The sequence below is a fragment of the Paraburkholderia sp. J11-2 genome (assembly GCF_905220185.1).
Classification (GTDB): domain Bacteria; phylum Pseudomonadota; class Gammaproteobacteria; order Burkholderiales; family Burkholderiaceae; genus Paraburkholderia.
The window spans coordinates 241,529-256,287 of the sequence record NZ_CAJMYY010000006.1 but is presented as its reverse complement, the minus strand read 5'-3'; the positions used below and the strand labels follow the sequence as shown (position 1 = coordinate 256,287).

Genomic DNA, 14,759 nt, shown 5'->3' with positions numbered 1-14,759 from the left:
GTCGCGCCTCGGAAACACACGCACATCGCGCCCTTCTCCGCCCTTGACAGCAGTCCGCCGCGGCTATTTTTCGAACCGAAATTCGAAACCATCTGGACGCACAAACGCGCCGCGCCGCCCGAAAGGCGGTGCGGCGCGTTGGTTGCGCCGTCAATCTTTAGCGATCACGTCGGCGAGTGCTGAGCACGAACGTCCGTGCCCGCGCGCACTGCGTCGGCAGGCGCTGCTTCGTCGACAGGTTGCTTGCTGCGACCGGCCTGGGTGACGAGGTTCGCCGCCGAGAGCTCGATCGCGTCGGTCATCGGCTTCGGGTAGAGGCCGATCGCGAGCACGAACGCTGCGAGCGAAGCGAAGATCAGCGTTTCGCGGCGGCCGATGTCGGCCAGCTTCGCAACGCCCTTGTTCGCCACAGCGCCAAAGATCACGCGCTTGTACATCCACAGGGTGTACGCAGCGCTCAGAATGACGGTCGTCGCGGCGATCGCGCCGACCCAGAAGTTCACGCGGATCGCGCCCATGATGACCATGAACTCGCCCACGAAGCCCGACGTGCCCGGCAGGCCGAGGTTGGCCATGCAGAACAGCATCATGAAGGCGGCGTAGCGCGGCATCACGTTGACGACGCCGCCGTAAGCCGAGATCGTGCGCGTCTTGGTGCGGTCGAACAGCACGCCGATCGAGAGCAGCATCGCGCCCGACACGAAGCCGTACGAGATCATCTGCACGATCGCGCCTTCGGTGCCGATCTGGTTGAAGAGGAACAGGCCCAGCGTGACGAGACCCATGTGGGCGACCGTCGAGTACGCGAGCAGCTTGGTCATGTCGGTCTGCGCGAGCGCGAGCAGGCTCGAGTAGACCACGGCCACGAGCGAGAGCGTGATGATGGCCGGCGCGAAGAAGTGCGCGGCGTCAGGCGTGATCGGCAGCGTGAAGCGCAGGAAACCGTAGCCGCCCAGCTTCAGCATGGCCAGCATCACCGTCGCGCCGGTCGGCGCTTCGAGGTGGACGTCGGGTAGCCAGGTGTGGAACGGCCACATCGGGACCTTCACCGCGAACGCCGCAAAGAAGCCGATGAATACCAGGATCTGCGGGATGAAGCCGAGCGTGAGGTTGTGCCACACCGACATGTCGAAGGTGTGCGACTGGCTGTACAGGTACAGCATCGACACCAGCATCATCAGCGAGCCGCCGAACGAGAAGAAGAAGAACTTGACCGCGGCGTAGGTGCGGCGTGCATTGCCCCACGAGCCGATCAGCAGATACAGCGGAATCAGCGTCGCTTCGAAGAACACGAAGAACAGCATGCCGTCGGTCGCCGCGAAGGTGCCGACCATCAGGCCCGAGAGAATCAGGAACGCGCCGAAGTACTGGGCGACGCGCACCGTGATCGATTCCCACGAGGCGATCACGATCACGAGCGTCGTGAACGCGGTGAGCACCACGAGCCACATCGAAATACCATCGATCCCGAGACGCCATGCAACGCCGAACTCAGGCAGCCATTCGCGGAATTCGACGAACTGCATGCCGGCCGCGTGGTTGTCGAAGCCGGTAATGAGCGGGAGGGTCAGCAGCAGGCCGACGACGGCGCCAACGAGCGCCAGCCAGCGGGCGCGCTGCGGATGACGATCCGACCCGACGCGCAGCACGGCCACGCCGAACAGGATGGGAATCCAGATCGCCAGACTCAGGAATGGAACGGATTGCATTTCAACAGGACCTCAAAAATGCGGAGCAAATAGCTTCCACGGCGCACGTTCAGGTGCGCAAGCAACTTGAAAGATTGACGCGGGGTGAAAATCGAACCAGGCTGGCTGTAATGTATTTGTCAGCGACGAGGCGAAATGCAACACACGTTCAAGGGTTAACGAGGGTAAACGGAATACGGAAGTTTTGCAGCGCAACAACACGGGCCGGATCGATGATTGACGCAAGTCATTGTTTTTATTCAGAAACGTACTAAGAGAAAAAACAACAAACAGGCCGTTACAGCCCATTTTTGATCGCGAAAACAGCGCTTTCGACCGCCGGGGCGCGATGACGCGCGGCAGGCTGTCGCGCTGCGCGGCCCGAATAATACCTTACTTGTTTCTTTCGGTTCAATGACTTATGCATCGGGGTGTGGCCCCCTTCGGCCTCCAGGACGCGTGCCAGGTCCGCCCCGCGTGCCCTTGCGCGGTGCAAAAAAAAGCCCCGGCCTTCATGGGGCCGGGGCCAACTCTCACGTTGCGCCAGAACACTGGAACACGCATGGCCGGCACTTTAGCGGCTTGTGTCCCTGTCATTAAGGGCGCGGGCTGGAACAGTCCCTTCCCGGTTCTGGCAGGCCGTGTTTTCGCCGCACTCGATCTCTCTTTACAAATGAGAATCATTTGCATTTACTGGAAATTTGTCCCAGAATAGAGCCCATGCCGGACGACCCGGCGCCACCCGAATGATTTGTGCGGGACCGGAGGCTCCATGAACTACACCGCCCCTTTCGCAAGAAATGACACGCTGATCGACGACACCTTCGTCCATCACCCCGACACCGCCGAGCAAACCGTGCTGCGCGCAGTGCGCACCTGGCTGCGCCCGCATTGCGACGCCTACGCCAAGGCCGAAAGCTGGCGCGGCGTGCTCGCCGACGCCGGGCTCGGCGCAGAAGGCTTCGGCTATTTCGATCTGCTGATGGGCACGCTGTGCCGCGCCTCGTGCCGCCCGTTGGACACGCGCTGCCGCTGCGCCTCCGAACTGGCGAAGGACGAAGGCTCGCTGCTGCAGGTAATCGCGCTTTTGCAGTCCACGCGCAGCGAAGCCGCCGTGCAACTCCTCAACGACTGGCTGCCGATGCAAAGCGTAAGCGGCATGCTCAAGACCGCGCGCTGGTTCGCCATCGCGCTGCTCGACGCGGGATTGCAGTTGAGCGACCGCTCGCGCCGCGTCACCTACATGCACTGACTGGACACTGGCATGCACGAAAACTTGCACAAGGTTGCAGGACACCCGCGGCACGGCATGAGCTCATAACCAAAAACGATTTGGGCGCGAACCGCGCGGGGGTTAGCATCACGCGCTTTGCCGCTAATCGCGCGCCCGCTCGCGCCGCCTCGCATGTCTGCCTCAGCTTCCCCCGCTTCGTTCAGCCCTTCCGGCCGCCCGGTGATCCGCAGCGCAGCCGACGTCTCACAGCTCGTCAACGCAGGGGCCGCCACTGGCAGCAACGCGCGCATCGTCGTGGCCATCGCGCTGGGCGGTGTGTTCCTCGATGCCTACGATCTCGGCGCCCTCGCCTTCGGCCTCAAGGACGTGGCGCGCGAGTTCTCGCTCACGCCGGCGGGCACCGGCTTCGTCGCTTCGGCCATCACGTTCGGCGCCATCGTCGGCGCGTTTCTCGGCGGCTTCCTCACCGATCGCATCGGGCGCTATCGCGTATTCATGGCCGACATGTTCTTCTTCGTCGTGGCCGCGATTGCCTGCGCACTCGCGCCCAACGCCTGGGTGCTCGGCGGCGCGCGCTTCGTGATGGGACTGGGCGTCGGCATCGACCTGCCCGTGGCCATGGCCTTTCTCGCCGAGTTCTCACGGCTCAAGGGCCGCGGCAACAAGGCCGCGCGCGTGGCGATGTGGTGTCCCGTCTGGTATGCCGCGATCAGCGTGTCGTATCTGCTCGTGCTCGCGTTCTATGCAGGCTTGCCCGCCTCGCACTCGCACCTGCTCTGGCGTCTCACGCTCGGCTTCGGCGCCGTGCCAGCGCTCGTCATCATCGCGATCCGCAGCCGCTATATCAGCGAGTCGCCGGTATGGGCCGCGAACCAGGGCGACCTCGCGGGTGCGGCGCGCATTCTCAAGCGCTCCTACGGCATCGATGCGCAGGTCGCGCCCGAAGCCGCCGCTGGCACCGCTGCCAAACCGGCGCGCGTGGCGTCGTGGAAGAACTACGGCGCGCTGCTGCGCGGCGTCTACACACGGCGCACGGTGCTCGCCACCGTTATCGGCGTGGCCTCTTCGTTTGCGTACAACGCGGTCGCGTTCGGCCTGCCTGTGATCATCTCGAGCTTCCTCGCGCAGTCCATGCTCACGACGATCCTCGCCTCGCTCGTGCTCAATCTCGGCTTCGCCTTCGTCGGCGGGCTGATCGCCGTGCGGATCGTGCCGCGCTTCGGCGCGTGGAAGCTTACCGTCTGGGGCTACGCGATCCAGTTCGCGGCACTCGTCGGCCTGGCGATCGTCGGCAAGCCGGCGACGACGCCCGAAGTCGTCAGCGCAGTCGCCCTGCTCGCCGCCTTTCTGTTCGGCCAGGGCGTCGGCCCCGGATCGCACAGCATGACGTTCGCCTCGCTCGGCTACCCGACCTCGCTGCGCGGCGTGGGCGTCGGCTTCAACCAGACGCTGATGCGCGCCAGCTCCACGGTCTCGCTGTTCCTGTTCCCTGTGCTCGCCGCCGCGCTCGGCACGCGCGTGTTCTGGATCATCGCGGTCGCGCCGCTCGCGGGACTCGCGGCGCTGCTGTCGATTCGCTGGGAGCCTTCGGGCTATGACGTCGATGCGGAAGACTTCGACGCCGCAACGCCCGCGCAAGCGCTAGCCGGGCGGGACGTAGAAACGGTGCAGTGAAGGTGGATGAAGGGCGGTGCATGTGGAGCACCGCCTTTTTTTTGTTTGGCCGAGCGGCACTTGCCAGGCGCTAGTTCCGCTTGCTCCGCCGCTCGCGCAGATAACGCCGCACGGCGCGCGCCATTTTCGGATACTGCTCGCCGGGCACGGCGAACAACACGAGCGCACAGAGCGCGAGCAGGCTGCAAAAAACAAACGTGCCGCGATAACCGAACGCCTGCACGAGCATGCCGGAAAGCACGCCCGAAAGAATCGAGCCAAGCCGCGACGCATTGAAGAAGAGCGCCGTCGCCCGCCCCGGCGACGAGGGCATCAGATCCTGCACGAAGGTCATACCGAGGCACGACGTGACGGCCACCACGAAGGCGTTGAGAATCTGCATCGGGATCAACGCTTGCACGCCGGGCGCCAGCGACATCGCGACGAAGTAGACCGCATGCACCACGGCGCACGCGGCCAGCCACCATGTCTTGTTCAGCACCGAGGCGCGCGCGCCGAGCGCGAGCATCATCGGGATCTCCATGAACGCGCCGAGGCCGAGCATGATCGACACATCGATGCGCGTGCCGTGCAGGCCATGCACGATGTAGAGCGGCAGCACGATCATCGTCGCATTGGCCGCGAGGCCGATGAGTGTGAGCGCAACGATCGCGCGCATGATGTCTTTCTGCGAGCCCTCCGCGGCGGGCGCGGCCTTGGCCTTCGCTTTTGGCGTGCCCGCCGCTGTTGCAAGCGTTGCAGAGTCACGTGGCGCACCCGGCTGCACTTCGGCCTGGGTCAGCGGCTGGCCCTCGTACTGCGCAGCGCCTTCGGCGCTCATCTCCTGCGCGACTTCGGTGGCGGTGGGACGCGCCATCAAATGCTGCGTGGCGTGTTCGTCGTGGCGCGGCTCGCGCATGCGCCAGACAATCGTGCCGCACGCCGCGAAGCTCGCCGCCGCAAACAGGAAAAGCCCGTAGAAGTTCGTGGCCGCGAGCACGAGCGCGCCAACCGCTGGCCCGAAGACCCAGGCAGCGGAGAGAATCGTGCGCAGCGTCGCGCTCGCGAAGGTCCGCTCGGCGTCGTCTCTTGCAGGCAGCGCCGCGCGGCTGAACGAGAACACGAGCGAAAGCGCGCAACCGCCCGCGCCGATGAACGCAACGCCCACCAGGAGCAGAAGCCGGTAGTCGCGCACGACGCACAGGCAGAGATAGCCGAGCGTGGCGGCGCACAGCGAGACGAGCAGCAGGGTTCGGTGCTTGCCGGTGGCGTCGCTCCAGCGGCCCGCGACGGTGCTCGCGATGACGCCGCTCGTGGCAATGGCGGTCATGAACACGCCGAGGCGGAACGGCGTCATGCCGACGCGCTCGACGCCGAATAGCGAGAGATAAGGCGCGGTGAAGGACATCGCCACGCCCAGCATCAGGGTGGCGCCAGCGAGCGGCAGGAAACCAGGAATATGCAGAAGACCGGCAAAGCGCGAGTTTTTGAGCACGGCGCGGCGGGTAGTGGCGAGGAGAAAATTGCCCGTGCACGCGCGGTCACGCGACGGCCATATCGACGAAGATTATCGGGGCGAACTCCCACACTGTGCAAGGTTGATTGGGCAACGATCAACATTTGGGTGCGCTATCCACAGGTTTCGTGGACAGGGTTGTGCGTAACCTTTGGACGACTACGCCAAGTGCTTGACGCGATTCGGTTTGTCCGCAAAGTTGCCGATTGCGGCACTGACGGCGCAGCGCGAGAAAACGCGCTGGGGCGTTGTCCACAGATTCCGTTGACAGCCCTGTGGGCAACTTCTGGACATCCGCACCAACCCCCTGATTAGAAACGGAAAGCTCGCAAACGACACAGAAAATGCATGTTTTTTGCGCAGCAAAGTTGTCCACAGTTTTTGGTGACAAACCTGTTGATAACCGCCTGGAGAGCGCGCCAACTCATTGATCGGATGGAAAGTTCGTCGCTTGTGTCGCGCTTGCATCAATTTGCGTTTCCGATGGGCAACCGGGGGCGGCGGCGCAAACGTTTCGCGGCAGCCACCGCCCCTTCCCCATCGATGCGCGCAGCACTCAGGCCAGATCGAGCGCCGCCGTAAGATCGCCTGGCGGCGTCTGCTCTCGCGAGACGAACGCCTGATCGCGCGCGGCCACGCCGTCGAGCGGCGCGAGCCCATGCACGCGGCTGATGAAGCGCAGGACCGAGACCGTGTCGTAGAACGTGTGATCGACATAGCCCTTCTTCGCGAACGGCGCGATCACGAGCGCCGGAATGCGCGAGCCCGGGCCCCAGCGGTCGCCCACGGGCGGCGCGACCGGATCCCACCAGCCGCCGTTCTCGTCGTGCGTCACCACGATCATCGTGTTCGCCCATTGCGGCCCGCGCTGAATGTGCTCGATCACGGCCGTGATGTGGCGGTCGCCCGATTCGACGTCCGCATAGCCCGCGTGCATGTTCAGGTTGCCCTGCGGCTTGTAGAACGTGACGGCAGGCAGCCGCCCAGCGTCGATGTCCGCAATCAGGCGGTTGGTCGACGGATCGTCGCCCACGCCCGCATCGCGCAGGTGGCGCGAGCGCGCGGCCGTGCCGGGCGCGAAGTTGGCGAAGTAGTTGAACGGCTGATGGTGGTACTGGAAGTCGGGCACCGCGCCCGTGTCCTGATGATCCAGCGCGTACTGCCAGGCCCCGCTGTACCAGGCCCAGTCGACGCCCTTCGCCGAGAGCCTGTCGCCGATCGTCGCGTAGGTCTGCGGGCGCAGCACGCGCGGATTGGACGGATCGGCGAGCGCGGGATTGCCGTCTTGCGCCGGGCGCACGTTGCTCGGCTGATACGGCGGCGCCATCGTATTGACGGCGTAGCCGTCGGGCGTGAAGAGGCCATCGTTCACGAACTTCGGCGGGCCGTCGAGCGCCGACGCCGGCGACTTCGCCGCGACCTTCAGGCGCGTGCCGGTGGGATCGTCGCCCTCCACGACCGAGGCGAGATGCTTGGCGGCGCTCGTCTGGATATCGGCGTATTGCGGCACCTGCGCCGAGATCAGGAAGATGTGGTTGAGCCACGAGCCGCCAAACGCGGCCATGAAGAAGTTGTCGCAGAGCGTGTATTGCTGCGCGATATTCCAGAGTCGCAGCGTCTGCGCGGAATTCTCGTAGTAGCCCATGACAAGGCCGCCCGAATCGCCCCACGCGGCGAACTGGTTGTTGCGCCCCGCGTTGATCTGCATCTGGTTCTGATAGAAGCGATGAACCAGATCGCGCGTGATGATGCCGTTCGGCAACGGATTGCCGTGCGTATCCACGATCAGAAACGGACCGTTCGAGAGGCCCGTGATCTGATGCTCCGCAATCATGTAGCGCTTGCCATCCAGCTCCTGCGCCTGGGGCACGAGGCCGCCCCAGATCTTCGGCAGTTGCGGCAGCGGTGTCTTGCCGTCGCGATCGAGCTGCGCGTAGCGCTCGGCGCTCACGCCCGCCAGCGGCGTTTGCACGCCGGGATAGTTGCCGTACAGATTGACGAAGCTGCGATTCTCCGCGTAGATCACCACGATCTGGCGCACCTGGTCGCGCAGCGCCGCATCGACACGCGCGTCGGCGGCGCTGCGCGGCGCGCTCGCCGCGCTCTGCACCGGCGTCTCGCAGCCGCCGAGCGCGAGGCCCACGCCAACCGCCGCCAGCCCGCCGAGCACACGGCGGCGCGCGGGGTCGTCCGGACCAGCGGGAATGGAAGGTTCTTCGGGGCGCCCGTTCTTTGGGTCGTCGTTCTGCTTCATCAGCCTGCCTCCATGGTCGAGGGGACGCGCATGACGCGCGGCATACCGCGAATATTACGCAGGAGGATACCGGTTCGGCAGTGAGCGCGGCAAAAGGGAACGGAAGCCGTCCTTTTAACCGTCGCGCGGCATGCGCGGCGTGGTCGAAGCACCTTGCGGCTGGGCTTGCGCGAGCGTTTGCGCGGGCCGCGGTTCGTTCACGTGCCCGTCATGCGCGGGGCGCGGCGCGCTCGGCAGCGTCGTGCGCTCGTGGCGCGGCACGTTGCCTTCGTCGGTCCACAGCGGATCGGGAATCTCGCCGAACACCTGGCGCAGCCGCTCGCCCCAGGTCGAATGAATCATCTGGAAATACGCATTCGACTGGTCGATCGACGCGTATCGCGTGACACGCAGCGCGTCGCGCTCGTACACGAGCAGGTCGAGCGGCAGGCCGACCGAAAGGTTCGAGCGCAGCGTCGAGTCCATGGAGATGAGCGCACACTTTGCAGCCTCGTCGAGCGGCGTGTACGGCGTCAGCACGCGGTCGATGATCGGCTTGCCGTACTTCGACTCGCCGATCTGGAAATACGGATTGACGCTCGACGTCTCGATGAAATTGCCGGCCGCGTAGATCTGGAACAGCCGCATGGCATGGCCGCCGATCTGGCCGCCGAGGATGAAACTGCAGTTGAAGTCGACGTTGAACGTCTTGAGCGCCTCCGCGTCGCGCCGGTGCACTTCGCGCACGGCTTCGCCCACCACGCGCGCAGCCTCGACCATGGTTGGCGCGTTCCAGAGCGTGGCGCGCCCCGCTTCCTGCGGCTCGGTCAACACCTGGAGCGTAGCCTGAGTAATGGCCAGATTGCCCGCGACGAGCAACACCAGCACGCGCTCGCCGGGTTCTTCGAACACGGCCATCTTGCGCGACGTGCTGATGTGATCGACACCCGCATTCGTGCGCGTGTCCGAAAGAAACACGAGCCCCTCTTCCACCGCCATTGCCACACAGTACGTCATGCGCCTCCTTGCCCGTCCCTGTCTTCGCCGCTGTATTTGTTATAGCGGGAAAACTACTGCTGCGACTGCTGCGCGCTCACTTGCACGCTGACATCGAGCGTTTCCCCCGCACCGCCAACGCGACGGCCGCGAACCGGCGCGGCCGCGTCGTAGTCGCGCCCCACCGCGATCCGGCAATATTTTTCGCTGGCGAAGCACGCGTGCGTGACGTCCACCGTCACCCAACCGTTGTCTAGCCACACGTCTACCCACGCGTGGCTCGCCATCTCGGGCACGTCGCCTGGGTCGATATAGCCGCTCACATAACGCGCCGGCACGCCGCGCGCGCGGCAGACCGCGAGCATCACATGGGCATGATCCTGGCACACGCCACGCCCTAGCGCCAGCGCGTCCGCCGCACTGTGCGTCACATCCGTGACACCGGACTCGTAGCGCACGCGTTCCGTAATGCGCGAAGCCGCGTGGAGAATCGCCGCTGTGTCGTCCAGCGGCGGCAGGCTGAACGCGAATTCCGTGAGGGCCGCGTCGGCCTCGGTAAGACGCGTGGGCGACGTGAAATGGTGCATCGGCACCGTGCCCTCGCCTTCGGGCAAGCGGCCATCGGGCAGCGCCACCGTCTCGACTTCGCCGCGCACGCTCAGGCGAATCTCCCGATGGGGTCGCGTGAGCACGAGCGTCATCAGTGCATTGCCATAGGCGTCGCGGCCCGCGTCGACCTTACCCGGCGCCTCGACATGCCACTGCTTGACGATCTGCGTGGGCGTGGTAAGCGGCGAAAGCCGCAACTGCTGGATCGAATAGTGCACGGGCGCTTCGTAGCGGTACACCGTGTCGTGCCGGATTGCGAGTTGCATGAGGTGAATCCTCCATCGAGACGTTCTGGATATCGATGAGCGCGCAATCGCGCTAACCAACCGGCAACATCAAATAGGTGCGCGCAACCTGGTTGCCCAGCTCGTACACGCGCGCGAGAAACTGCGTGAGAAACGTATGCACGCCCATCGAGAAAATCTGCCGCAGGTCCGCGTAAAGCAGCTCGGCGCGCAACTTGCCCGCGGTGCGCTCGACTTCGCGCGAGCTATCTGTGCGCAGCATCGCGAGATTCGTGCAGACACCGTCCAGCGACGCCAGCAGCGAGCGCGGCATTTGCTGGTTGAGTATGAGCAGCTCGACCACGCGCGCGGGCGTCACCACGTCGCGGTACACCTTGCGATAGATTTCGAGCGCCGAAACCGAGCTGAGAATCGAAGTCCAGTAATAGAAGTCTTCGAGCTGACGCGCGGCCGAGCGCGAGTCGGCGTTCTCCACGTCGACGAAACGCACATCGAGAATGCGCGCCGTGTTGTCCGCGCGTTCGAGGAACGTGCCGAGCTGCGTGAAGAACAGCGCGTCGTCCTGCAACGCCGTGCCGAGGCGCACGCCGCGCGAAAGATGCGAGCGGAACTTCACCCACTCGAACAGCGCATCGGGACGGGACTCCAGTTCGCTCCCGCGCAACAGTTCGACGAACTGCAGCCACGTGTCGTTGATCGTTTCCCACCATTCCGTCGTGAGCGTGCCGCGCACCGCGCGCGCGTTCTCGCGGGTCGCCTGCAGGCACGAGTAAATGCTCGACGGATTCGTTGGGTCCGCAACGAGAAACTTGAGCACATTGCTGCTGGTCGTTTCCTCGTGGCGGGCGTCGAAGGCGGGCTCGAGCTCCGAGATGCGCAGCATCGCGCGATGCGTGCGCGCCTCCGCGTCCGCGCTGCCAGGCAGCAGGAGCGCCTTCAGGTTGATGTCCAGCATGCGCGCGGTATTCTCCGCGCGCTCCATGTAGCGGGCCATCCAGAACAGATGATCGGCGGTGCGGCTCAGCATGATCGAACCTCTTCTTGTACGTGCATCATGGCAATGGAAATCATTCGAGCACCCAGGTGTCCTTGGTCCCGCCGCCCTGCGACGAGTTGACGACGAGCGAACCTTCCTTGAGCGCCACGCGCGTGAGGCCGCCGGCCGCCATCTGGATCGTCTTGCCGGAGAGCACGAAGGGCCGCAGATCGATGTGACGTGGGGCGATGCCCGCCTCGACGAAAGTCGGGCAAGCGGAAAGCGACAGCGTGGGTTGCGCGATGTAGTTGCCTGGCCGCGCGAGCAACCGCGCGCGAAACGCCTCGATTTCGTCGCGCGTGGAAGCGGGCCCGACGAGCATGCCGTAGCCGCCTGCACCGTGCACCTCCTTCACGACGAGGTCCGGCAGATGTTCGAGCGTCCATGCGAGATCGTCAGGCCGGCGGCATTGCCACGTCGGCACGTTCTTCAGGATCGGCTTTTCGCCGAGATAGAACTCGATCATGTCGGGCACATACGGGTAGATCGATTTGTCGTCGGCCACGCCCGTACCCATGGCATTCGCGAGGACGACGCGGCCCGCGCGATACGCCGTGAGCAGCCCCGGCACGCCGAGCGCGGAGTCGGGACGAAACGCCAGCGGATCGAGAAAATCGTCGTCCACGCGCCGATAGATCACGTCCACGCGGCGCGGTCCCTGCGTCGTGCGCATGAATACGTAGTTATCCTCTACGAAGAGATCCTTGCCCTCCACCAGCTCGACGCCCATTTGCTGCGCGAGGAACGTATGCTCGAAATACGCGGAGTTGTACATGCCGGGCGTGAGCAGCACCACGGTCGGATCGTCCACGCCTTCGGGCGCCACCGAGCGCAGCGTATCGAGCAGCAGATCGGGATAGTGCGCGACCGGCGCCACCTTGTGCTGGACGAACAACTCGGGAAAAAGCCGCATCATCATCTTGCGGTTTTCGAGCATGTACGAGACGCCGGAGGGCACGCGCAAATTGTCTTCGAGCACGTAGAACGCACCGTCGCGCCCATCGCGCACGATGTCGATGCCCGCGATATGCGCATACACGCCGAGCGGCAAGTCGATGCCCTGCATCTCCGGCCGGTACTGCGCATTGGTGTAGACCTGCTCGGCCGGAATCACGCCGGCGCGCACGATATCGCGCTCGTGATAGACATCGTGCAGGAACAGGTTCAGCGCCTGCACGCGCTGGCGCAATCCGCGCTCGAGCAGCGCCCATTCGTCTGCAGGAATGATGCGTGGAATGAGGTCGAAAGGAATCAGACGCTCGGTGCCGGAGAGGTCGCCATTCACCGCGAACGTAATACCGACCCGCCTGAACAACAGGTCCGCCTCGGCGCGCTTGCGCGCCATCGTCTCGCCAGTCTGCCTCTCCAGCCATTGCTGGAAGCGTTCGTAGTGCGGGCGCACCGCGCCCTCGTCGCGCATTTCGTCATGGACTTGCATCGGTTCGTTCTCGCGCGTGAGTGCAACTGCGTCAGCGGCGCTGCCTCGTTTCGTCTCATGATTGACGCGAGAGGCATTGCGCGCTGCGGTACAGGCTAAAAAGCAAGGCGTATGCCATCGCGATCGGGCCTTGTTTCATGCGCTCGATTGGTGCAACTCGGGCATGATCGGCAGTATCGAAACAGGGCATGTCAATGCTGTGTCACATTTGCGCTTCACGCTGGTGCAGCGCGCTTACGCGGCACGGTATATGCAGGAACGACGGGCAACCGAACGCGCCCTGGTCCCCCATGACCGAAGCGACCTGCGTGAACGAGCGTCCTACGAAAATCGCCGCGTGGCAAGCGTTTGGCGCGATCGTGTTCGTGCTCATGCTCGGCGCATGCACGAATGTGGGCGGCCCCTTGTCCGCCGCGATCGCCCCTGTGGCCGATGGCCCAGCGCGCCCGTACGCTTGCGTGCGCACGACGTCGATGCCGGGTCGCCGACCTTGCGAGCGGCCTCGATGGCGCCACGGTTCTGTGCTTGGGCTTTGGGGAACAGCAGTATGTGGTGGAACGCCGCCGCGCGCCTGGCGCGGCCGGCTAACGTGGGAGCTTGCGTAGCAGCAATCCGAACGCCGCGGAAATCAGATCATTGCGACGCCGCGCTCTCGCGGTTGCGCGCAGCCGCGAGGCCCGTGCGGTTTTGCACGCCCCACTTGCGCCGCCCGAGCAGGAAATGCAGCCAGCCGAGCGCCGCGCCGCTGTGGCGCATCAACTGGAACGAGAACGGCTCGAAGATGGCGGCAAGGAACGCCATGCCGAAGCTCGAGTGAGTGCGGTCGCCGCTCCAGCGCCGGTAAAGATGGACCGAGTACATGTGAAACGCGAGGTCGATCGCGATCTTGCCGACGATCACGCCGAGCACCGGCAGCACGATCGTAAAGCGGCCGTCGAACAAGAAGCCGATCAACAGCGCGAACGCGGTCAGTCCATAGATGGGCTGTACGGTGTCGAACGCCTTCACGGGCAGCATCATGAGACCGAGCTTGCCATACAGGCGATTGCCGGTCATGTCGCGATACCAGTACTGCGTCTGCAGGAAGCCCGCGAACCAGCGGCGGCGCTGACGCAGGAAGGTCGTGAGCGTGCCGGGCGCGTCGGTGCGCGCGCGGGCCGTGCCGAGCACGCGCACGTCCCAGCCCAGGCCATTGCGCGCCGAGTAACGGCGCAAGCGGTGAATCAGTTCGTAGTCCTCCACGAGACAATCCGCATCGAAGCCGCCCACGGCCATCACGGCATCGCGGCGAAAGCCGGCAAACGCGCCCGAGATCAGCAACAGGCTGTCGGCGCGCATCCACGCGAAGCGCGAGATGAAATTGCGGATGTACTCGTAGGTCTGGAACCACTGGAAAAAGCGCCCGCTGAGCGTATGGTCGCAAACCGGCGTGAGCAGGCCCGCCGCTGCGACCAGCGCCGGCTCGCGGCCAAATGCGCTCGCCATCGCCGCGCAGGCGTCGGGTTCGAGCAGCGTGTCGGCGTCCACGGTCATGACCGTTTCCGTTGCGATTGCAAGCAACGCCGCGTTGAGCGCGCGCGCCTTGCCGCCGTGCGCGAGCTTCAGCCAGCGCAGGTTCGGATACTGGGGCGAAGGCGCGCTCATCTGTCCAACGCCTGGATCGGCCAGTCCATAGCGCTGCGCGAGCAAGGCAGCCGTGCCGTCGCTCGAGCCGTCGTCGGCAATCACGATCTGCTGCGGGGCGCGGGTTTGCGCGAACAGCGCGTCGAGCGTAATCGGCAGCACGGCCGCTTCGTTGTGCGCGGCAACGATCACGCCGAGCGTCGGCAGCTTCGCCTCGCCCGCGGCGGCCGGCGTGGCCGCAGGCGCAAGCAGCACGCGCGCCTTCCAGGCGACGAACAGCAGCAGCACCGTGTCATAGACGACATAGGCAATGCCGGTGGACCACGCCACCACGCCTTGCAGGAAGAACGCGCGCGCGAACAGCACGAACCAGAGCGCCATGACGCCCAGATGAATCGCAATGCTCGCGAACGGCGTGGGAGGCGGCACGAGGCGCGGCGACGTGCGGGCGAGCGCCTCTTCAAGCGTGTTTTTCAAGTCGTACCCTT

The 14,759-nt window shown here is 64.9% G+C and carries 11 protein-coding genes; 2 read left to right on the top strand and 9 right to left on the bottom strand.

Going from position 1 to position 14,759, the window contains the following annotated elements:
- Nucleotides 1-164: 164 nt before the first annotated feature.
- On the bottom strand, nucleotides 165-1,709 hold the full coding sequence (locus tag U5A57_RS11150; RefSeq protein WP_321910775.1) for an NADH-quinone oxidoreductase subunit M: 1,545 nt from the start codon (nucleotides 1,707-1,709) through the stop codon (nucleotides 165-167).
- Between the two features lie 751 nt (nucleotides 1,710-2,460).
- Here U5A57_RS11150 and U5A57_RS11145 point away from each other — a divergent pair.
- Together U5A57_RS11145 and U5A57_RS11140 are read left to right on the top strand one after the other, a co-directional pair.
- On the top strand, nucleotides 2,461-2,940 hold the full coding sequence (locus tag U5A57_RS11145) for a hypothetical protein (RefSeq protein ID WP_321910773.1): 480 nt from the start codon (nucleotides 2,461-2,463) through the stop codon (nucleotides 2,938-2,940).
- A 153-nt stretch (nucleotides 2,941-3,093) separates the two neighbouring features.
- Nucleotides 3,094-4,596, top strand: a complete 1,503-nt coding sequence (locus U5A57_RS11140; protein ID WP_321910770.1) for an MFS transporter — start codon at nucleotides 3,094-3,096, stop codon at nucleotides 4,594-4,596.
- 70 nt (nucleotides 4,597-4,666) lie between these two features.
- Here the strand turns inward: U5A57_RS11140 and U5A57_RS11135 are convergent, their stop codons facing one another.
- From U5A57_RS11135 to U5A57_RS11100, 8 genes are all read right to left on the bottom strand, one after another.
- Complete coding sequence (locus tag U5A57_RS11135) at nucleotides 4,667-6,070, bottom strand: sugar efflux transporter (protein WP_321910769.1); 1,404 nt, start codon at nucleotides 6,068-6,070, stop codon at nucleotides 4,667-4,669.
- Nucleotides 6,071-6,647: 577 nt separating this feature from the next.
- Nucleotides 6,648-8,345, bottom strand: a complete 1,698-nt coding sequence (locus tag U5A57_RS11130) for an acid phosphatase (RefSeq protein WP_321910767.1) — start codon at nucleotides 8,343-8,345, stop codon at nucleotides 6,648-6,650.
- Nucleotides 8,346-8,459: 114 nt separating this feature from the next.
- The gene (locus U5A57_RS11125) at nucleotides 8,460-9,341 is read right to left on the bottom strand and encodes a proteasome-type protease (RefSeq protein ID WP_321910765.1); all 882 of its coding nucleotides are present in this window, start codon (nucleotides 9,339-9,341) and stop codon (nucleotides 8,460-8,462) included.
- Between the two features lie 53 nt (nucleotides 9,342-9,394).
- A complete protein-coding gene (locus tag U5A57_RS11120) occupies nucleotides 9,395-10,195 on the bottom strand; it encodes a transglutaminase family protein (RefSeq protein WP_321910763.1) in 801 nt (266 codons plus the stop codon).
- Nucleotides 10,196-10,247: 52 nt separating this feature from the next.
- Nucleotides 10,248-11,201 carry an alpha-E domain-containing protein gene (locus tag U5A57_RS11115; protein ID WP_321910761.1) on the bottom strand — a complete coding sequence of 318 codons (954 nt, stop codon included), beginning with the start codon at nucleotides 11,199-11,201 and terminating at the stop codon, nucleotides 10,248-10,250.
- Between the two features lie 40 nt (nucleotides 11,202-11,241).
- A complete protein-coding gene (locus U5A57_RS11110; RefSeq protein WP_321910760.1) occupies nucleotides 11,242-12,648 on the bottom strand; it encodes a circularly permuted type 2 ATP-grasp protein in 1,407 nt (468 codons plus the stop codon).
- A 202-nt stretch (nucleotides 12,649-12,850) separates the two neighbouring features.
- The gene (locus U5A57_RS11105) at nucleotides 12,851-13,021 is read right to left on the bottom strand and encodes a hypothetical protein (protein ID WP_321910758.1); all 171 of its coding nucleotides are present in this window, start codon (nucleotides 13,019-13,021) and stop codon (nucleotides 12,851-12,853) included.
- A gap of 260 nt (nucleotides 13,022-13,281) precedes the next feature.
- Nucleotides 13,282-14,748, bottom strand: coding sequence for a glycosyltransferase (locus tag U5A57_RS11100; protein ID WP_321910756.1), 1,467 nt, complete (start codon nucleotides 14,746-14,748; stop codon nucleotides 13,282-13,284).
- Nucleotides 14,749-14,759: the final 11 nt, after the last annotated feature.